The sequence below is a fragment of the Chitinispirillales bacterium genome (assembly GCA_031254455.1).
Taxonomy (GTDB): Bacteria; Fibrobacterota; Chitinivibrionia; order Chitinivibrionales; family Chitinivibrionaceae; genus WRFX01.
This window is the reverse complement of sequence record JAIRUI010000092.1, coordinates 1-20,778: the sequence shown is the minus strand read 5'-3', so window position 1 is coordinate 20,778 and position 20,778 is coordinate 1. Positions and strand designations below refer to the sequence as shown.

The window sequence follows — 20,778 nt, the reverse complement described above, 5'->3', positions numbered from 1 at the left end:
GGAACTCCTAATGTGTCGCCATAACGGGTATCAAGCCAACCCGCATAGAGTGTCATGCTCTGTGTTACGGGATTTTCAAAATACCATTTATCTGTGCAGTCAGGATTCTTAAACCATCCATTAAACACATGATAATCTTTGGCAGGTTTGCTTGGTTCAATGATTCTTCTGCCGTTAAGAATCTCGGATATTGAACTCGGAGTCGGCAAGCCGCCGGTGCTATTAAATATTACTGTCCATAAGTAGGTAACATAAGCACAAACTTCACCAGGACTGCCATCAGCACCTTTTGAACCATCACCATAATAATAATACTCAGCGTTTCCGCCCCCGCCTAACCCTGACAGACGTCCTCCCTTTACTGCTCCTAAGCCTCCGCCAAATGAAGTATGATAACATTCACCTGTTATTCCCGATAAATATCCGGCATTACCACCCCAACAATTAGCACCCAAATCGCCTGATTTTTTACCATCACTGCCTCTGCCTCCGCCTTCACCATTACTTGCAATTATATTTGTATAATTAATGATGGATGGAACGCCGCCGGGTCCTCCGCCTGTCATAGTTTCACCGCTAACAAGTACACCTCCACCTCCACCTCCGCCCGCGATAATCTGTGTACCATCAAATGTAATCGTTGTTGAATGGCCATTCTCTCCGTCGTGACCGTTTCCCCAATCTTCGCCACACTTTGTATAACGATAAGCACCGCCTCTTCCTCCTGCACCTACATTTATTACGAAAGAAGAGCCTTGTGAAGCTCGAAATTTCGCATAAACCGTCGCCCCTCCACCACCACTGCTGCCGGTTCCTTTATATTCATCAAGCATACAATACCGTCTATGCCCGCCTTCTCCGCCTCCGCCGCCGCCAACAGCATAAACTTCTACTATTGCCGGATAATCGCATACTTTAGTACCGTTAGTGTTATGCATTACATTTGGTACATAATCCGCCGCATTCCCCGCTACACACAACGCGGCAATCGTCGCCGCCACTCTTAGAAATCTGCTTTTGTTTTGCATACAAAACCTCCTGAATTAAAAATTTTACAAAAAGCGCACCGCTAATTGCAGAAGTTAATAACTTATGGATTACGGGAAAGAATAGGGCTTGTCTGCAAAAACAGAAAAGGCTGTTCTGCCGAAATTCATATTTTCGCCAAAAAACATTGAATACGCCTGTTATGATATAAAAAGAAGGCAGGACAGAACAACCTCAAAGGATTGTTTGTCTTCTTTTTATAATTGAGAGAAGAACATAAGCGAAAAGCGAAAATAAAATCTTCACTGTTCAATGTTTTTTGGCATTTATAAAATAATTTATTGTTATGATAAATATGGAAAAAAGCGGAAATATAGCAAAATCTTTATGAAAATATATCGCGTTTAATAAATTTTAATAAATATTTAAAAATTTATTTTTTGTGTATTCCCACAATTTATTTTTAATAGTAAGAAAAGGAGTTTATTATGAGAAAATTTAAAATTCTGCTTTTGTCGGCAGCGCTTACGGGCGGCATTTTAACCGCATGCTCTGACGATAAAGAGTGCTGGACTTGCAGAGGTATGGGACACATAATTACAAGCGACGGGGAAAAAGTAGAGTGTCATGTTTGTAAAGGAAAAGGACGGACATAAAAAAGAAGATTCAATCCTGTCTCAACACAAAATCCTTTTTGCACACTTTATTCCGTCAATTCCGCTTGAAACTATCCCGCCGGCGTATCCGGCGCCTTCACCGCAAGGAAAAATCCCTGCGATGTCAATTGATTGCAAATCCTGCGAATTTCTGACGATTCGCACCGCAGACGAACTCCCCGTTTCAGCGGCAAAAACCGCTGCCCGTTCAAACGATATCTTCCCCATAGAATCAAGCATTTGCGGTATCGCAACTTTGAGCGTTTGTTCTGCAAATTTCGGCAATATCCCGCTTATATCGGTAATTTCGTATCGACGCGGCGATAAATCGCAATCGAATTTGTTTTCTTTATCAAAACAAAAACTCGCTAAATTTTGCGCAGGAATCGAATAATTTTTTCCACCCCGTTCAAACGATTTTCTTTCAATATTTTCCAAAAAACCGACCGCGCAATCAAGCGCGCTTTTGCCGTTTTCCAAAAAATCGCCGGGATTGACCGGAATCAAAAACGCCGCGTTTCCAAAACGCAAATTTCTTTGAGAATAACTCATTCCGTTGGTAGAAAGAAACCCTTTTCGCGCCGAACAAGCGATAACTCGACCGCCGGGGCACATACAAAAAGTATAACACGCACGCATAGTCAAAGGATTTTTTCGTCTAAAAGTTAACGCATAACTCGCCGGTGAAAGATTTTTTGTGAAATTTCCATATCGTAAACGATTTATTATTTCCTGTTCAAATTCTACGCGAACGCCTATCGCAAACGGTTTTGCTTCAACGGTTAAATATTTTTCAAGCGTTTTGCAAGTGCCGCGTGCGGAATGCCCTATCGCCAATATTGCGTTTTGCGTCTCAAAAAATTCACCGTTTATAAAAATTCCAATAAGTTTCTTTTGAGAAATCTTAATATCCGTCAATTTTTTATCAAAATTTATTTCACCGCCAAATTCCAGAATCTCGTTACGGATAGACGCCAATACTTTTGCCAAGGCATCCGTTCCTATGTGTGCACGCATGTCGGTCAGAACAGATTTGTCCGCTCCGTGCCGCACAAGCATTTCCAAAAATATCTTTCTGTTTTCAACGTCTTTACTTCGCGAAGTCAGTTTTCCGTCCGAAAAAAGTCCGGCGCCCCCTTCACCGAAAAGGACGTTCGATTCTTTGTCCAAAATCCCATAGTCCCAAAAAGCGTCCACATCCTTTTGTCTCTTTGCAATTTGTCCGCCCCGTTCAAAAACAATCGGTTTTTGTCCCGCTTTCGAAAGAAAATACGCCGCAGAAATTCCCGCAGGACCAAACCCTATTATCACGGGGCGAGTGATATTTTTATATATTTTGAAATCAAAAGGCGGTTTTGAACTTTCTATCGACTTTACAAATTTGAAGTTTTTTATAAGAGGCTTTTTAAGCGAAATTTCCACAGAAACAACGTTCACCGGCGGTTTTTTTCGCGCATCCAAGGATTTGCTTAAAACTTTTACATAAATTATATCATTCGGAAAAATTTGCAAAATCCTTACAATTTTATTCATGAGCGAGTTTTGGGTAAAATCGACCGAAACACGCACTTGCTCTATTTTGTAAAGACACATTTATTCCAACTCGCCAAGCATTGCCTCCGCATAATCTTCAGGAACGAATTTTTGCAAGTCGTCAATCCCCTCTCCCACACCGATTTTTTGTATTGGAATGCCGAATCGTTTCGTTAGCGAAATTGCAATTCCGCCCTTTGCCGTACCGTCAAGTTTGGTTATCACAAAGCCGGTCAAATGCACGGTTTCGTTGAAAACTTTAGCCTGATTTACCGCATTTTGCCCCGTGGTCGCATCAACGACCAAAAGTACTTCGTTAGGGGTACAGGGGTTTGCTTTTTTGAGAACTCGTACTATTTTTTCCAATTCGTTCATCAAATTTGTTTTATTGTGAAGCCGACCGGCCGTGTCAATTATTAAAACGTCGGTACCGCGTTTTTTTGCAGCGCCCATCGCGTCAAACACGACCGAAGCCGCATCGCTCCCGTCGTGCTGCGAAATAAAATCGCAGTCAGACTTTTGCGACCATATTTTTAATTGTTCTATCGCTCCCGCGCGAAAAGTATCAGCCGCAGCCAGCATAACGCTCTTGCTATCGCTGCGAAATTCTTTCGCCAATTTTCCTATGGTAGTCGTTTTCCCGACGCCGTTCACTCCAACGACCAAAATCGTCCAGGGTTTCGGTGGAAATTCTTCCGGCGGTTTCACAATAAGCAATTCACGGGCAACGATTTTCTTAAATAATTCATAAGCGTCTTTTGTATATTTGTAGTCCATAATCGCGACTTCTTCCCGTAATTTTTTCACCAAATCCGCCGAAACGTCAGCGCCGACATCTGCGCAAATTAACGCATCTTCTAATAACTCGTAAAAATCGTCGGAAATTTCTTTTCCCAAATCTCCGGCTGTCTGCGCTATTTTATTCCTTGTTTTTGACATTCCTTCGAATAATCTTGAAAGAACCCCCATACCATACTCCTATTTCAGCAATTTCTCAATCGTATCGAATCTCATAATATCCGCGAATGTTACAAAAACAGCCAAACACAGAAATCCTACGGTAAAAACCACAGTCAACTTTTCACGAACTTTAAACGGAATCTGCTTACGTGTTATAGCCTCTATCAGCAAAAGAGAAAGCACCCCTCCGTCGGTAATCACAAGCGGCATTAAATTTAATATCCCCAAGTTTATTCCTATCAGCGCCAAGAGCTGCAAAAGCGACGATAAGCCGCTTTGAGCCGCGGCGCCCGACATTTGCATTATTCCAACAGGTCCCGACAGGTACTGCGGAGAGACTACGAGTGTCAAAAGTTTCTTCATAGTATCAAAAATTAAAACCGAATATTTTATGCAGTCTCCGTATGCAAGTTTTAACGATTTTTCAAACGAATATTTTTTTATCGAAGCGCTTGGATTTGCCATTGAAATTCCGATTAAATAGCGTTTGTTTTCATCGCTGTACTTCGGAATTACGGATAAATCAATAATATCGCCGCTGCGAAAAACAACGACCGAGATCGCTCCGAAAGAAGCATCATATTTGCCGATTGCCTCCGAAACCATCTGCCAGCAAGATATTTCCATATCGTTTATGTATATAATGCTGTCACCCGAAAGCAAACCCGCCGCTTCTGCGACCGAGTGCGGCTCAACCATACCTACAACAGGAGGAATCGGAGGATAAATTCCGCTACCTTTACCCTCTAAAGACCTGGGATCTGGAAAAGGGATATTAAATAGCGCGAGAACCGTATCGTTTCCGCGTTTAAGTAAAACAGAATGCTCTTTGCTCAAATCAGAAAATTTTTCATGAATGTTTTGCCAATCCAAAATTTCTTTACCGTTTATCGAAATTATCTTATCGTTGACTTTAACCTTTCCAAACGCAGGCGATTCTTCGGAAACAAAACCCACGACGTTAGTATCCAAATACGGTGCGTGGGGAACGCCGTTCATATACATTATCGCCAAAAATATATATGCCGTAATTATGTTAAAAACAGGTCCGGCAATAACCACAAGCGCTCGCTGCCAAATCGGACGTTTGTCAAAAGAATTTTCGGTTAATTCTTCTTCGTTTTTGGGATGTTCGCCTTCAAGCGCACAATAACCGCCAAAAGGTATGGCGGCTATCTGATATGTCGTCTCTCCAACTTTTTTGTAAAAAATTCTCTTTCCAAAACCTATAGAGAAAGTAATCACGGGTATTTTACAAAATTTTGCGGCTAAAAAATGCCCCAATTCGTGTATAAACACCAAAATCCCCAGCACAAAAAGCCCGATAAGCATATTAACCATAATTTTTAACTCCTTTTATTTTCTCAAATTAAGCGTAAATATTTTTGTAACTGAATTTTGCAAACGACTTTTTAGGCACGGCTCCTCCAAATAATCTTGCGATTTTGGCGGGAAAACCATAAGATGAAAATAATTTTTTTTTCGCAGTATCTTCCAAGGCTAATTCTGCCACTTTCTTAACCGGCGCTTTTGAAGAATAAAGTTTTTTTACGATACCGCTATCCCCTCTTGCGATTTTATGAAACTCGGTATCCACAGAACCGGGCGCACATATAGTAACAGAAATATTTCTTTTTTCAAGTTCAACGCTTAATCCTACGGAAAAAGACGTAACAAACGCTTTTGTGGCTCCGTAAACAGTAAATTTAGCCAAAGGAGCAAAACCGGCGACAGAAGATACGTTAAGAATATGTGCGCCGGATTTCATGTAATTCAAGCATATTTGCGTCATATACACCAACCCTCTACAATTAACGTCAATCATCCCGATATTGCCGCAGACTGAGATGTCCGTAAAGTCGCCGTTTTTTCCAAAACCCGCAGAATTTATAAGAAGAGTTATATCAGGATTTTGAACATTCAAAATCTCTGCAAAATTTTTTATGCCCTCATCTCTTGAAACGTCGCACACGACTATTTGAGTTTCTATTTCCAATTCTTTTGATAGATTTTCCATATTCTCTTTTCTTCGTGCAAGAAGAAAAATTTTATCAACACCAAACAAACGGTTTCGACTTACAATTTTTGCACATTCTAACCCGATACCGGAACTCGCTCCGGTAATTACGGCGCATTTCATATCGTATTTTCTCCCATATCAATTTATTTTACTCATAAATAAACTTCTCCGTCAAATTTCATCGTTTCGTCAAAGAAAACATCGTTTCGTACAAACAATTTTTTACACCCTTTTAAAGACGGAACACCTTTGCTTACACGTTTTTCAAAATCAGATAAATTTGAGTAGAATTTATTTTCCAATACGACAGAACACTCAGATTTATTGTCGTCAAAGGATTTAATAACGGAGTCCTTAATAAAAAATCTGTCACTTCTTAACAAAAATAAATCGCTTGTAGTTTTAACCGGAAAAAATCTTTCTTTTTCCACTTCCAACAATTTCGCGCCTTCAAAAAGAGAAATCGCCGCTCCCATCGCTTGCTCTATCTGATAAACTTTATCTGTCGATTTATCGTTTGGGTTAAGCGTTTTTTCGTTTGCTATAAACGGAAGTTCGACTATTTTGTTTCTATCTATAATTTCGCCAAGTTTTCTCAAATCCACCCAAATAGAGTTTGTGTTGAAATAAGAATACTTTTCTATATTTTCAAATTCCGACATTTCATTTTCGTCAGCCTGAGCTCTTTCCCGTAAAACATATCCGCCGTTTTTATTTTTGGCGATGTGCCCGCCCTTTTTATCCATATCAGTCCTTCTGCAAACCTCCATTAAAAAAGGAATATCGTTTTTTGCCATAAAATTTGATATGGAAACGTCAAAAGACGCCGCACTATTGTCGATATTTGATATAAACGCGAACCTGAAATTATTTTTCAAAAGTTTTTTTAATATTCCGCTTTCATGCAACGCCATATACACGTCGCCGTGTCCCGCCGGATTATACTCCAAATCCGTATCTTTTTCATAAAAAGCCGCTCCGAATCCGTCTTTAAGCACCTTTACAAAAGAATGCTGCGTAAAACAAGGCGGTATGTCTTTACACAATATTTGAGGATTTTTTTCAACAAACTCTTCGGTCGTTTTTTTTGTGGACAAACTGTTCATAAATATTAGAGGATATTTACTTTTTGTCTCTTTTTCAAAAAATCGCTGCTGCAAAAGCGCGATATCTATAAATCTTTTTTTTTCGCGAACCTCTACGAACGATTTTGGAAAATCCATACCCATAGACGTTCCAAGACCGCCGTTTAATTTTATTATTGCGGTTTTTTCAAGCAAAGTTTTATCTTTTTCAATGTCGCAATACTTTGTAATTTCCCCGTATTTAACCGGATAGATGTCTTTTTCGTATATTATTCCTCTATCGCCGTTCTTGAGTTTTTCGTAATATCTCAAAAATAGAGATATTATACTTTCACCGCAGCCGGTTTTGTACATTTTTTGCTTAAATTCATATAATTTTTGATTCATAATCCCTTTAATTTTTTAATATTTCCACAATTTTTATGTAAAAATAATACCTTTTCAATGCAAATAGTATTTTCTACGAAGCTTTATGGATAAATTCTCTATGGATAAATTTTTATCATATTTTACATTTGACAAGATAAATCAGTTTTTTTCCTCATCGGAAATTATGGATTTGTTAATGCCATATTTTATCTACGACAAATCAAATCCGCTTTTATTCGGAAGCGGTATGTTTTTGGTAATATTTATAGTTTTTTTCACAATCTATGCAACAATTTACAATAAAAAAACGCTGCGTACAATTTATGTATTACTGTTTTCGCTGTTTTTTTACTACAAAGCAGGCGGTTTGTTCGTTTTTTTACTAATTGCCGTCACCGTCGCAAATTATTTACTTTCGCATTTAATTTCAACGGCAGAAACTGTTTTTTTACGAAAATTTTTTCTGGCTATCGCAATTATTTCAAACCTTACGATTCTTGGATATTTTAAATATACAGGATTTTTCATCGCCAACATAAATGAATTTGCAAAAACCGAATTTTTAGCTCCTAACATAATTTTGCCTATAGGAATCTCATTTTATCTTTTTCAGGCTATAAGTTATTGTACGGACGTATATAAAAATGAAATAGAAGCGGAAAAGTCTTTTTTGAATTTTTCGTTTTATTTGTGTTTTTTCCCACAACTTGTAGCAGGACCGATCGTCCGTGCAAAAGAGTTTATGCCGCAATTGCAAAGTACTCCGAAAATTACAAATCTTGATTTAGGAAACGGACTTTTTCTTATACTTTTAGGACTTGTAAAAAAAACTGTTATTTCGGATTTCGTTTCGCTTAATTTGGTTGACAGAATTTTCTTTTCACCTGATCTTTACACCCCGTTTGAAAATCTGCTTGCGGTTTACGGTTATACTATGCAAATTTATTGTGATTTCTCCGGATATTCCGACATGGCAATAGGTTTAGCGTTGCTTTTAGGATACAAACTGCCCATAAATTTTCACACACCGTTCAAATCAAAAAACATTACGGAATTTTGGCGGCGCTGGCACATTTCACTTTCATCGTGGCTTCGTGATTATTTGTATATCCCGCTGGGCGGAAACAAAAACGGTAAAATTCGCACGTACATAAATTTGTTTATTGTGATGTTAATCGGCGGATTGTGGCATGGAGCGAGTTGGAAGTTCGTCGCTTGGGGCGGATTGCACGGAATAGCGCTTATCATTGAAAGAATTATTTGCAAAATTTTTAAAATATCGAGAAAAAAAGAAGACGGAAAATTCAACATTTTCAGCCCGTTTTTTATATTTATAACTTTTCATTTCGTAGCGTTTTCGTTTATATTTTTCAGGGCGGCGGATTTTCAAACCGCATTGAATGTCATACGCCAAATTTTAAGGCTTACTTTTGAACCGGACAAATTTTTGGTACTTGTTTCGTGCCACAAACTTGTAATTTCATTTATGCTATTCGGATTTTTCATTCATTTTATTCCGGAAAAAATTGTTGAAAAAATAAGAAATTCATTTGCGCTTTCGCCGATTTGGGTGAAAATTTTAATTTTAGGAATCGTTTTTCGTATCTCTTATTCGGTATCGACAAGCGATATTCAACCTTTCATTTATTTTCAATTTTGAAAGGACAAACAATGATAATTTTTAACGAAGACGAAAACCCTGAACGCGAGGCGCGCTTCAATTTTACACAAACTATAATTGTTATGATTCTTGGAACCTCGCTTTTTTGGATTTCAGGATTTATTTTTCCAAAAGATATATTTAAGCAAAAAATTTTGCAAAACGAATTTATTACAAACGATGATATAACATTTTCAATGCAGCAAGATAGTTTAGAATTATCAAAACATGAAATCCCCGACTCAATTTCTTTAATTTTTTTTGACGCACAAAAAGCGCAAAAACCGTCTGGATCTTTTGATTTTAATATAGTGGAAACCAATAAAGAAGGGAAAGGATTAAGTAAATTTTTCGAAAAACTTTATAAATTAGAAACAACTAAAAATGGAAATATACGCATCGCATATTATGGAGATTCAATGATTGAAGACGATTATATCGTGCATACGATACGCTCGCTTCTCCAAAAAAAATATGGCGGAAACGGTGTGGGTTTAGTTCCGATTTCACTTCCAAATCTATCAGGACGACACACAATTAAACATAATTTTTCACAAAATTGGCAAACTTCTTCGTTGATAAAACGTAAATTTTCTCCAATCGGCGTTTCCGGAACCGTATCATATTCATTAGATTCCGACTCTCTTTGGGTTTCTTATAAATCCGGAACGCAAAAAATTTACAATCCCGTTTTAATTTACGGGAAATCAAACAATATGAACGGGAAAGTACATGTTTCCTCGCAGAACGATAAGCGAGAAATATCGCTTAATCCGCAAAATTCAATAAATTCGTTAAATATAAATACAGAAAAGGATTCAATTTCGCTAATTTTTTACGATGTTGATTCGATCCCGTTTTTCGGAATAAATTTTACTACACAAAACGGAATTTTTGTGGATAATTTTTCTATTCGCGGTTCTTCCGGACTTCCGTTGATATATCTCGATAAACCGTTAATGAACGCATTTCAAAAAAAATTTGATTACGATCTCATAATTTTACAATTCGGTGCAAATGTAATAAAATCAGATATAAAAAAATACAAATGGTATTCCGAAAAAATGACAAAAGTTGTCGAACACATTCGCGAATGCTTTCCACAAGCCGATATTTTGATAATCTCGGCAGCGGATAAAGCGGCAAAATACGGCAACAAAATTCAAACCGATTCTTTGATTTATCCACTATTACGAAGCCAAAGAGAATACGCTTTAACAACAAACTCAAGTTTCATAAATTTGTTCAAAATTATGGGCGGCGAAGGAACTATGGCAAAATGGGTAAACGAGTATCCTCCGCTTGGAGCGAAAGATTTTATTCATTTCTCACCGACAGGGGCAAAAATAATAGCGAATGCCGTTTACGAGAAATTAGAAGAAGAGTATCAAAATTACAAAAACATTAAATCAGGCGGTTCGAATTGATAAAAAAAATTATGGCAATCGTAATTTCGATAATTTCCTGCGGAATTTCACAGGAGGAATATACAATAATAAACGCGGATTTGCTTATTCCATTATTTAAGAAAGCGCAAAGCATTGAAAATTCGCAAAAAGTAAAAATTCTTCATATCGGCGATTCGCATATACAGGGAAACTTTTTTGTACAAGCAACTCGTGAAATTCTTCAAGAAAGATTCGGAAACGGGGGAATGGGTTTTATTTTTCCTTATAATTTGGCAAAAACAAACAGTACGGCAAACAAATTCATAAAATTTTCATCTAACTCTGTATGGCAAAGCTGCAGAGTTTCTATGCGTTCACATTGCCACAAACAAATAATTATAGGAATTTCAGGGCACGGATTACTCACAAACGATAAAAATTTTGAAATTTTACTTGAAGTTCCGGAAATTTACAAATTTGACAAAATTACAATTTTTTATCCAAATGAAAAATCGCCGTTTTCGATAGAAAATGACTTGAGAACAACAAATTTAATCGGTATCATCGCCGAAAACCAATATTGGGCAGACTTTCAAAGCGCCGCCCCTATGAACAGCGTTCGAATATTTCAGAATGAAGATTATAGTTATGATGATTATAATCTTAACGGAATATATATAGAAAACGATAAAAGCGGAATTATTTATAATTCTATAGGAATCAATGGAGCTAAAGCGAGCGATTTTCTTCAAAATTCAATTTTTTTCGAACAAATTCCGGCAGTTTCTCCGGATTTGATTATTTTATCTTTCGGTACAAACGAGGCTTTTTCGGAAATTTCCCCTGAAATATTTATTTTGCAAATAGATACGCTTATTTCAAAAATAAAAGAAAAATGCGGCGAAATTCCCGTTTTGGTCACTACTCCTCCGTTAACTCTCGTAAAAAAAATAGAAACGTCCTTCATCAATGAGTATTCAAAAAATTTAACAGAAGGTAAAAGTTACGCTATTTGGGATTTACACGAATTGACACACAAATTTTCTGTAAAAGACGATACTAATTCTCTTTTGACAAAAGACAAAGTTCACTATTCTAAATACGGTTACGAATTTATCGGCGGCTATTTTGCCAACGCGCTTATTAAAAATTATGAGTATTTTCTGACAACCCAATCTAAATAATTTTGTAAATTTTAATCAACGATAAAAAAATACTGTACAACTTTCGGGCATTTATTATTTTCGTTTCCACTGTCCCGAAACGAAAGGCGGAAATTTTGGAAACTCTGGAATCCGAAATAATAGAAATAATAAAATCAATTGAACAGGAAGAAGAAAGAATTACAATTTCAACAAAATTGCCGACTGTAAATACCGGTAATTTGAAAATCAGCGTTCGTAGAAAACTAATAATCGCTATTATTTTCATCATACTTTCTATAATACTGACCGTTTCGTATTTTTCCTCCGCAATTATGCAAAGACAGAGCGTTAAACTGTCCAATTCCATAATCGACGAATTACTTGATAAAATACAATTTGCTATTACAATTGAAAAAAATTCAAATAGAGTTTACAATATGTTCAACATACTTAACGACCAACAACTTAATTTGTGCAGAGAAGTAGCGCAAAAAATAAAAAACGATAATTCAATTTTACAAACTCAAAAACTAAAAGAACTTGCCGCAGAAATCGGTGCGGACGAGATTCATGTCATTGATGAAAACGGAGTTCTAACCCATAGTTCCGTCGCAGAAATAAGCGGTATGATAGGATTAAATTTTTATTTAAGAGAACAAACTCTGCCTTTTACGGAAATATTATCCGATACCGGACTTGAAATCGCACAAAACCCGCAAAAAAGAGGAGTTGACAGAGAAATCGCTCAATACATCGGCGTTGCAAGAAAAGACAAAAAAGGCATAGTACAAATAGGGTATGTCATACCGACCAAAAATATTTTGGAACAGATAGAATTCGAAAATTTCTTGAAAAATATGAATTTCTCGTTTAACGGCGGATGTATGATAATAAGTGATAACGGGACTATTATAGCAGATTCAAGGGGAGAAAAAACAGAAAAACGTTTTGAAAACATTTCAATCAAAGACATTTTAAAAAAGCAGGAAAAAATTCCTTTCTATTTCTCGTTTAACGGTTCAAAAATGTACGGGAAAATAACAAATTATAAAAACATAACGATTCTTGGGTATATAAATTACGATTACGTGCAAAATATCTCATTAAAAAGCGTTTCTTACGCTATTTTATTTATTTTTACTTTACTCGCGTTTCTGTCTGCAATCCTATTTTTTCTTACCGTGAAATTAACTATATCGCCGCTTGAAAAAATTAATGAAGAAATTGAAAGTTTAAAGCAAGGATCTTTCTTAAACTTAAATAGACATTGCTCAAACAAAGAGATATTGACTTTTGCATTGGAAATAAATAAAATGATTATGAGGATGACTTATTCAAACAAATCGTTATCAAAAGCCCGTGAAATAAAAAAAATGCTGCAAAATCTGCTATTTACGGAAAGTATTTCATTGCGTTTATCAAATGCGTTTATAGGAATTCAGGAATTCAACGGTTGCATATCAAAATTAATTTCCATTATTAACGATTCCATTAACTATGTTTCTAAATCACACATAATAAGAATTGCATTTTTAGATGCAGAAAAAAATAAGATGTGTTTACATAAACAATATTGTTTTCCAGTTTCTATTTCCACAGACGCGACCGAAGATGCAATGGATGCTTTAATTAACGGCGACGCTATTCCTGACGATCTCGCGCAAGGTTGTTTCCCGCCAATAATTTACTGTGAAAACGTAGCGGCAGAACAAAAATATGAATCCATAACTAAAGCGGGAATAAAATCTTTTTTAATTTCACCGATTTATATAAACGGCAAATACAAGGCTGCCTTGACAATAGAAATATTTGATGATTTCGCAAAATTTGATAAAATAGATAAAAAAATCATTCGAAATGTTTGTTCTGTAATCGCCTCAACAATTATTCGGAAAGAAGCCGAAGAAGATAAAAACAAAGCGATTTTAATATCAGAAATCAGCAACAAATCAAAAATAGAATTTTTAGCAACGATTTCACATGAAATCATAACGCCTATAAACTCAATTGTAGGCTTAAGCGAAATTGCTTCGCAGAAAAAAAATGTTAATGAAGACATTCAAGAATATTTTGAGAAAATTTTAAAAAACGGAGTAAATTTACTTGAAATTGTCAATAAAATTTTTGAATTTCTAAAAATCCAACAAAATCAAATTACAATCATTCCTAAAGAATATGATTTAAAGAATATGATTAAAGATATATATGATACAAATATCAAAAATACTGAAAACAGCAGCATTATTTTTGCCTTAGATATCGACCCAAAACTCCCCAGAAAAATGTTCGGCGACAATAATAAAATTAAAAATATTTTAAATAATTTAATATCAAATGCGTTAAAGTTTACCAACAAAGGACGTATTACAATCTCACTAAAAGAAGAAACCAGAAACGAAATGGAAGTTGGTATAAATTTTTCGGTGAAAGATACCGGCATAGGTATTGACGCCTTATCGCAAAAAAACATGCTTTCCGGTTTTTCACAAATTGATTCTTCGTTCTCTAAAAAACACGGAGGCATCGGAATCGGATTCTCAATTGCGCGGGAACTTGTAAAAATCATGGGCGGAAAAATTAAAATATTAAGCGAAGTAGGTATAGGAAGCGAATTCAGTTTCTTAATAAATCAAACAATAATCGACAGTACACCCATAGGAAATTTTGAAATTTCGGATATTGCCGCGGCTAATCCTTCCAACATCCTGCAAAACAAGAACGAACCATCGCCTATGAATAAAAATCTTTATATGCCGTACGGAAAGGTATTAGTTGTGGATGACGTAAAAGCGAATTTAGACGTTGCAAAAGAGTTATTGCTTTGCTATGGACTTGACGTGGACTGCGTTTTAAACGGAGAGAGTGCAATTAACAAAATCAAATCTGAAGAAAAAATTTATGATATTGTGCTTATGGATCACATGATGCCTACAATGGACGGAATAGAAACCGTTAAACGAATTCGCGGAATAAATTCCGATTACGCAAAAAATATTATTATAGTCGCCCTTACCGCCAACGTTGCTATCTCCGACAACATCTTCTACAAAAACGGATTTAATTACCATATCAAAAAACCAATCAGCAAATCTAATATAGAAAGTATTCTTATGAAATATATTCACAGCAAACAAGACAATAAAACGCTCAACCTTACAGAAGAGGAATCAAAAGAAACGATTACAGTCGAAAATAATGAACTAATCGCCCGTAATTATTTGAATAACATAAATATAAAAGGATTGAATATCACTTTGGCGCTTGATAATTTCGGACAAATGGCCGACTTATATATAAAAATTCTTGATTCGTTTGTAAAGAATATACCGCCGCTTATACAAAATTTGTTAATTGTTAAATATGAAACCCTTAACGAATATACAATTTTGATTCACGGAATTAAAGGCAGTTACTACGGAATAGGGGCTATGGAATGCGGCAATCTGGCTAAAGAAGCGGAGATATTTGCCAAAAAAGGAGATATTGAGCAAGTTTTATTTACGAACAAATTACTAACCGAATCTACAAACAATTTGGTTTCCGAAATAAAAAAACTTTTAATTGATTTTGACGACATAAAAAAACAATACAATCCTCGTGAAACGCGCGAAACTCCCGATGAAGAGCTACTAAAAGAATTACTGCAAGCGGTCATAGACTATGATATCAACAGCATGAACAAAATTATTGCAAAACTTGACCAGTTCACCTACAGTAAAAACAGCGAATTGATTGCATTTATCAAAGAACAAACCCAAGAATTCGCATACGATAAAATAGAAAAAAAATTGATTGAAGCGCTTTTAGAATAAATAATAAAATGACATACAACCCAAATAATCCGCTAATAATTCAGAGTGACGGCACTATTTTATTAGAAGTTAACAACCCAAAATTCACATGCGCCCGCGATTTACTTTCAAGTTTCGCACATTTGGAAAAAAGTCCGGAACACGTTCATTCGTATTCCATAACTCCACTTTCGCTTTGGAATGCAAAAGCCATAGGACTTGTTGCCGACAATATAATTTCCGCCCTTGAAGATTACACTAAATACACTATTCCGGCAAATGTAATAAAAGACATTAAAGATATAAGCGAGAGGTTCGGAAAAATAAATATGGTAAAGTTTTCGGACGGACGGCTTTCATTGGAATCAGACGATAAAGATTTACTTTCACAATTAGTAAAAAACCCTTCTATTATTGATATTGTAGAAATTGATGGTGATACCGTAATTGTTGAACCAAAATTTCGCGGGATCTTAAAACAAAAATTCATTGATTTGAATTTTCCCGTCAATGATATTGCGGGATTTGTCGACGGCGAGGATTATAATATAAAAATGCTTGAAATCGGCAAAGATAATATACCGTTCGTTTTACGTAACTATCAAAAATCTGCAGTGGATTCATTCATAGGAAACGACAACTTACGCGGAACAAGCGGTGTCGTGGTACTTCCATGCGGTGCAGGAAAAACTATCGTCGGAATAAAAACTATGGAAAAAATTTCAAAAAAAACACTGATTTTAGTTACCAATATAACTGCGGCGCACCAATGGAAGCGCGAAATACTAAATCGTACAAATCTTAATGAAGACGAAATCGGCGAATATAGCGGAGAACAAAAAGAAATTAAACCGATAACCATCGCAACTTATCAAATTTTGACTTACCGTAGAGATAAAGAAGAAGATTTTATGCATTTCGGAATTTTCAACTCACAGGATTGGGGATTGATAATTTACGACGAGGTTCATTTACTTCCCGCTCCTGTATTTAAATTCACGGCGGAAATTCAGGCGAGACGACGACTCGGACTTACCGCGACGCTCATTCGCGAGGATAATTTACAGACAAACGTTTTTGCATTAATCGGTCCGAAAAAATTTGACGTCCCTTGGAAAGATTTGGAAAAAGACGGTTGGATCGCAACGGCAAAATGTGTAGAAATACGTGTGGATTTAGACGAATATTCAAAAATCGGTTTCTTGTCTTTAACAAAACGCGAGCAAGTAAGAGTAGCATACGAAAATAAAAACAAAATATCGGTCGTTGCCGATTTACTTAAAAAACACAAAGGGGAGAAAATCCTGATTCTTGGACAATATATAAATCAAATTGACGAACACGGCAAAAAATTTAACGCACCCGTAATTAAAGGTAATATGAAAAATTCGGAACGTGACGCTCTTTACGAAAAATTTCGCAACGGCGACTTAAACGTACTTGTTTTATCGCGAGTAGGAAATATGGCGGTAGATTTACCGGACGCCAATGTCGCGATTCAGATTTCCGGGATGTTTGGAAGCCGTCAAGAAGAAGCTCAGCGACTTGGAAGAATACTGCGTCCTAAGCGAAACAGTTCGCAAGCGATTTTTTATTCAGTAGTAACACGCGACACCGTAGAACTTGAATTTGCGATGAAAAGACAGATATTTCTTGCCGAGCAGGGCTATCCTTACGAAATTGTTTACATGTAAATATTACCACATTATTATTGAAAAATATAAAAAATTGCGAATTTCATTAGTACATATATTATATTTATGTTTGATATGCATAAAAAATACTTTATAAAAGGAGTGTTGTTCAATGAAAAAGATTTTGACAATGGGATTAATTTTCGCTGTTATTATTATCTCGAATGTAGCGGCTACCCCCGATCCGGACGAAACGAAAAGCATCAGTAAATTCGGTCAAGTGGGATTGTGGAATACGTTGTCTGCACAAACTTTAGGTTTCGGCAGGCTGTCGTTTCAGGTTTACGGCAACCATTCAATGGATAAAAAATTCATCAAAAATATTTACCGATACGGTTATTATATGGATAATGTAGATGGTGAACTTACTCTAATCGACTCTAAAGGTCTTTATTCCGATCCGAGTTTGAAAATTCCCGATTACGCAAGAGAAACGTTTAATGTAAGTTTGAGTTACGGTATAACGAGATACTTGGATTTGGCCGTTATGGTTCCGGTTTATATCGACTGGATGGGAAACACGGAGTTTAAAAGTTACCCTGATGATGAATATTTTTGGCCCGGCGATAAAACGTCTAAAACAATAGGCGGAATCGGCGACATTGATATCTCGGTGAAATTTCAGTACCCCCCATATCCGCACAGAAAATTTTTTGAAATGGCTTATTATGGAGCTCTCACTATCCCGAGCGGACGACAAGGAGCGGGATATTTCCCTAGACACTTATATTATACAGATAAACGTTCCGAATCCGGTGTATATCATTTTTATACGTCAAATAATACGGAAATAGATATGAAAATGCTTTGGACATGGGATTTCAGAGAAATGTCCGATGTTTTCCCCGTTCTTTTTCACTTCAATTACGGACTGCGTTGGACGCTTCAGTGGATAAATGAACACGTATTTTATCTTAACAGCGGTCTTGAAGTTCGACCGGCCGAGTGGGTAAGTATTTTTGTAGATTTCTCGGCGGAGCCTCGTTTCGGCAGTATTCAGCAAGAACAAACCTGGAAAGTCGTGAAAGATGATAGTAATATTGGGGATCATCCTGAATTCCGCAACAAGTACGAAATAAACGAATACAATAGAAGTTTGAAAAGCGATCCGATGCGTATTTCTCCCGGAGTTGCTTTTTTAACTCCCAGCGGACTTACGATAAGCGCCGGCGTTGACCTTTCTTTGTCGAATAAAAAAGGTTTTTATTATGGCGACTTAGCGACTTTTGACGAGTCGGCGCAACAAAACGTTCTCATAGAAACGGCGGTAGAACCGAAAGTCGCTTTTGCAGCGTCCATAGGTTGGAACGGACTTATGGTTAAACGTCAAACCATTGTTCCGGACAGTCCAATAGCGGAACCGGAACCGATTTGCGATACCGTTCGTATTATAGATACGGTTTATGTTGATAGAATTGATACGCTTGAAGTAGAAGTCGAAAAAGCTCCGAAACCTATCCCGACATATACAATTACCGCTTCCGTTGCGGCTGGTCAGGGAACGATTACCCCTGTCGGCGTGAATGTCGTAAAAGAAGGAACTATGGTAATTTATTCGTTCGGTCCGGCAGAAGGATTTTCAATTGAGCAAGTGACCGTTAACGGTGAAAATCAGGGTGCGTTGGCGCAATATACTTTTGCAAGCGTTATGTCAAACCAGATTATTACGGTTTCGTTTAAACAGGATCCGGTTACCGTAGTCGAGGTTATCGAAATGCCAGCTCCTGCGCCGGTCGCTATTGAGATACCAAGAGAAGGACTTATATTGAGAGGAGTCAATTTCCAAACCGGAAAAGCGACTCTTACTGGAGGTTCTTACGATGCGCTTGATGCGGTTATCAAGTCGTTACGCGACTGGCCCGAAGTTAAACTTGAAATTCAAGGACATACCGATAATGTCGGTAAACGCGAAGCGAATATGAAATTATCGCAGCAAAGAGCGGAAACGGTTATGAAGTATTTCATTAACCAGGGCGTTCCGGCAAACCGTCTCAAAGCGGTCGGATATGGTCCAGACGTTCCTATTGCAGAAAACGATACGCCTGCCGGAAAAGAACTGAACCGGCGCGTTGAATTAAAAAGAATTGACTAATCTTTAATTAGGTATGCGATTTAAAACGTTTACATCTATACTACTCACGGGATTTTTCTCGTGGGTAGTTTTTTTTCCAATGGAAACATTGGCTAAAGTTAAAGAAAAAACATCGAAAACCAAACAAAAAAAACTAAAAGAAATCAATACAGAATATTCGACAACACAAATTGACGAAAAAATTGACGCTATATATTGGCAAGATTTCGCAAACGTTAAAATCAATATGGAAGTTGACAATAAACTTTCAATAGATAATATCTTGGCGCAAATTTTGTGCCCTACGTGTGATAATGACAGCGACTTAATTATAAATTTATATGATGTTTGCATTGATATACCGGGTATCGCAGAAAAATACGGCTGCCCGCAAAATTTTAATTTTACAAGACCGGAAATTACAGGAATCTTTTTTGCTTTGGGAAAAGTCGATATTCCAAATTCATCACTCATTTACTTATACCCTTTTCTAAAAAAACTTAAAGAATGTCCTGAATCAAAAATTATTATTTACGGATATACGGACAACACAGGAGAATATAAAGACAATATTATTATTTCACAAAAAAGAGCTGATGCCGTAAAAGATTATTTTGTTTCAAAAGGAATAAGCAAATCAAGAATTACCGCAACGGGTTTCGGAGCTAACAATCCAGTTGCCGATAACCGATCACAAAGAGGGCAAAATGCAAATCGCAGAATCGAAATTTATTGGGATTGAAGCCGATTTTTGAGATTAAGTGGAAAAGAAGCAATTGTTTTTCCGTCTTGTTTTATTTGCACAAACTGCCAAGTCATCAAATCAGACAATATTAAATTTCGCGAATTTTCTGAAAGCGTATCGGGTGAAATTACTTGCGGGTCCGATACACGTCCGTATTTATCAATCAAAATTTTAACGATAACTTGCTGCGATGGAGGTGTAATTTTATGCAAATGAAATTTATATTTCATTGAAACGGCATGAAATTTTATTTCCTCGGAAATATCGTTTGCATTACGAAACCCAGAAATCCAAACTAAACTTTCGGCGTTATTAATATTTATGTCTGTGTCGTTCAAATATTTAACTTTATCGACAACGTTTTTTTTCTCATTGATTTCACTTTCGACTGCAATATCCGAATAATCAAACATTTTTGTAACAGGATTTGAATTCACACACTTAAAAGCGTATTGAGAATACCGCCTTACAATTAAAATTACTACGATAATTATAATTGTAAAGAGTAAAATTTTAGCAAATTTCTCAATAGATTTATTCATTAGTTAAAAATAATGGTTCAATCCTAGTTAAGGATAAAAAAATACCATGTTTTTATATAAAATACTATATTGCATTCACAGAGTGTACACATCTATAAAATCAAGATAATTTTAACGGATTTTCTCTTATTA

15 protein-coding genes are annotated in these 20,778 nt (G+C 36.4%); 8 read left to right on the top strand and 7 right to left on the bottom strand.

Going from position 1 to position 20,778, the window contains the following annotated elements:
* On the bottom strand, positions 1 to 1,028 hold a 1,028-nt coding region (locus tag LBH98_07040), incomplete at its 3' end, for an InlB B-repeat-containing protein (GenBank protein ID MDR0304504.1).
* Between the two features lie 447 nt (positions 1,029 to 1,475).
* Here LBH98_07040 and LBH98_07035 point away from each other — a divergent pair.
* The gene (locus LBH98_07035; protein ID MDR0304503.1) at positions 1,476 to 1,643 is read left to right on the top strand and encodes a hypothetical protein; all 168 of its coding nucleotides are present in this window, start codon (positions 1,476 to 1,478) and stop codon (positions 1,641 to 1,643) included.
* 21 nt (positions 1,644 to 1,664) lie between these two features.
* Here LBH98_07035 and LBH98_07030 read toward each other — a convergent pair whose 3' ends face one another.
* Genes LBH98_07030 through LBH98_07010 form a run of 5 tightly spaced genes read right to left on the bottom strand, consistent with a single transcriptional unit; the run spans position 1,665 to position 7,628 of the window.
* Positions 1,665 to 3,236 carry a hypothetical protein gene (locus LBH98_07030; protein MDR0304502.1) on the bottom strand — a complete coding sequence of 524 codons (1,572 nt, stop codon included), beginning with the start codon at positions 3,234 to 3,236 and terminating at the stop codon, positions 1,665 to 1,667.
* Complete coding sequence (ftsY, locus tag LBH98_07025) at positions 3,237 to 4,145, bottom strand: signal recognition particle-docking protein FtsY (protein MDR0304501.1); 909 nt, start codon at positions 4,143 to 4,145, stop codon at positions 3,237 to 3,239.
* 9 nt (positions 4,146 to 4,154) lie between these two features.
* Positions 4,155 to 5,477, bottom strand: a complete 1,323-nt coding sequence (gene rseP, locus LBH98_07020; GenBank protein ID MDR0304500.1) for an RIP metalloprotease RseP — start codon at positions 5,475 to 5,477, stop codon at positions 4,155 to 4,157.
* Positions 5,478 to 5,505: 28 nt separating this feature from the next.
* Positions 5,506 to 6,276: an SDR family NAD(P)-dependent oxidoreductase gene (locus LBH98_07015; protein ID MDR0304499.1), complete on the bottom strand. Its 771-nt coding sequence runs from the start codon at positions 6,274 to 6,276 to the stop codon at positions 5,506 to 5,508.
* Between the two features lie 32 nt (positions 6,277 to 6,308).
* Positions 6,309 to 7,628: a UTP--glucose-1-phosphate uridylyltransferase gene (locus LBH98_07010; GenBank protein ID MDR0304498.1), complete on the bottom strand. Its 1,320-nt coding sequence runs from the start codon at positions 7,626 to 7,628 to the stop codon at positions 6,309 to 6,311.
* 85 nt (positions 7,629 to 7,713) lie between these two features.
* On the opposite strand from LBH98_07010, the gene LBH98_07005 reads away from it, so the two are divergent.
* The 7 genes from LBH98_07005 to LBH98_06975 all read left to right on the top strand — a co-directional run bounded on the left by LBH98_07005 (position 7,714) and on the right by LBH98_06975 (position 20,101).
* On the top strand, positions 7,714 to 9,270 hold the full coding sequence (locus LBH98_07005) for an MBOAT family protein (protein ID MDR0304497.1): 1,557 nt from the start codon (positions 7,714 to 7,716) through the stop codon (positions 9,268 to 9,270).
* An 11-nt stretch (positions 9,271 to 9,281) separates the two neighbouring features.
* Positions 9,282 to 10,697, top strand: a complete 1,416-nt coding sequence (locus LBH98_07000; protein ID MDR0304496.1) for a hypothetical protein — start codon at positions 9,282 to 9,284, stop codon at positions 10,695 to 10,697.
* Positions 10,694 to 11,842, top strand: coding sequence for a GDSL-type esterase/lipase family protein (locus tag LBH98_06995; GenBank protein ID MDR0304495.1), 1,149 nt, complete (start codon positions 10,694 to 10,696; stop codon positions 11,840 to 11,842). The genes LBH98_07000 and LBH98_06995 overlap by 4 nt, the downstream gene beginning before the upstream one ends.
* Before the next feature lie 95 nt (positions 11,843 to 11,937).
* Entirely contained in the window at positions 11,938 to 15,615 is a 3,678-nt protein-coding gene (locus LBH98_06990) for a response regulator (GenBank protein MDR0304494.1), read from the top strand.
* 8 nt (positions 15,616 to 15,623) lie between these two features.
* On the top strand, positions 15,624 to 17,288 hold the full coding sequence (locus LBH98_06985) for a DEAD/DEAH box helicase (protein MDR0304493.1): 1,665 nt from the start codon (positions 15,624 to 15,626) through the stop codon (positions 17,286 to 17,288).
* A 112-nt stretch (positions 17,289 to 17,400) separates the two neighbouring features.
* Positions 17,401 to 19,380 (top strand): OmpA family protein, encoded by a 1,980-nt coding sequence (locus tag LBH98_06980; GenBank protein MDR0304492.1) that lies wholly within the window; start codon positions 17,401 to 17,403, stop codon positions 19,378 to 19,380.
* Positions 19,381 to 19,459: 79 nt separating this feature from the next.
* On the top strand, positions 19,460 to 20,101 hold the full coding sequence (locus LBH98_06975) for an OmpA family protein (protein ID MDR0304491.1): 642 nt from the start codon (positions 19,460 to 19,462) through the stop codon (positions 20,099 to 20,101).
* Here LBH98_06975 and LBH98_06970 read toward each other — a convergent pair.
* A complete protein-coding gene (locus LBH98_06970; GenBank protein ID MDR0304490.1) occupies positions 20,089 to 20,646 on the bottom strand; it encodes a hypothetical protein in 558 nt (185 codons plus the stop codon). The genes LBH98_06975 and LBH98_06970 overlap by 13 nt on opposite strands.
* Between the last annotated feature and the right edge of the window lie 132 nt (positions 20,647 to 20,778).

Coding starts and splice junctions, on each gene's coding strand:
- LBH98_07035 (MDR0304503.1), top strand. CDS start 1,476: ATGAGAAAATTTAAAATTCTGCTTTTGTCGGCAGCGCTTACGGGCGGC.
- LBH98_07030 (MDR0304502.1), bottom strand. CDS start 3,236: ATGTGTCTTTACAAAATAGAGCAAGTGCGTGTTTCGGTCGATTTTACC.
- ftsY (MDR0304501.1), bottom strand. CDS start 4,145: ATGGGGGTTCTTTCAAGATTATTCGAAGGAATGTCAAAAACAAGGAAT.
- rseP (MDR0304500.1), bottom strand. CDS start 5,477: ATGGTTAATATGCTTATCGGGCTTTTTGTGCTGGGGATTTTGGTGTTT.
- LBH98_07015 (MDR0304499.1), bottom strand. CDS start 6,276: ATGAAATGCGCCGTAATTACCGGAGCGAGTTCCGGTATCGGGTTAGAA.
- LBH98_07010 (MDR0304498.1), bottom strand. CDS start 7,628: ATGAATCAAAAATTATATGAATTTAAGCAAAAAATGTACAAAACCGGC.
- LBH98_07005 (MDR0304497.1), top strand. CDS start 7,714: ATGGATAAATTCTCTATGGATAAATTTTTATCATATTTTACATTTGAC.
- LBH98_07000 (MDR0304496.1), top strand. CDS start 9,282: ATGATAATTTTTAACGAAGACGAAAACCCTGAACGCGAGGCGCGCTTC.
- LBH98_06985 (MDR0304493.1), top strand. CDS start 15,624: ATGACATACAACCCAAATAATCCGCTAATAATTCAGAGTGACGGCACT.
- LBH98_06980 (MDR0304492.1), top strand. CDS start 17,401: ATGAAAAAGATTTTGACAATGGGATTAATTTTCGCTGTTATTATTATC.
- LBH98_06975 (MDR0304491.1), top strand. CDS start 19,460: ATGGAAACATTGGCTAAAGTTAAAGAAAAAACATCGAAAACCAAACAA.
- LBH98_06970 (MDR0304490.1), bottom strand. CDS start 20,646: ATGAATAAATCTATTGAGAAATTTGCTAAAATTTTACTCTTTACAATT.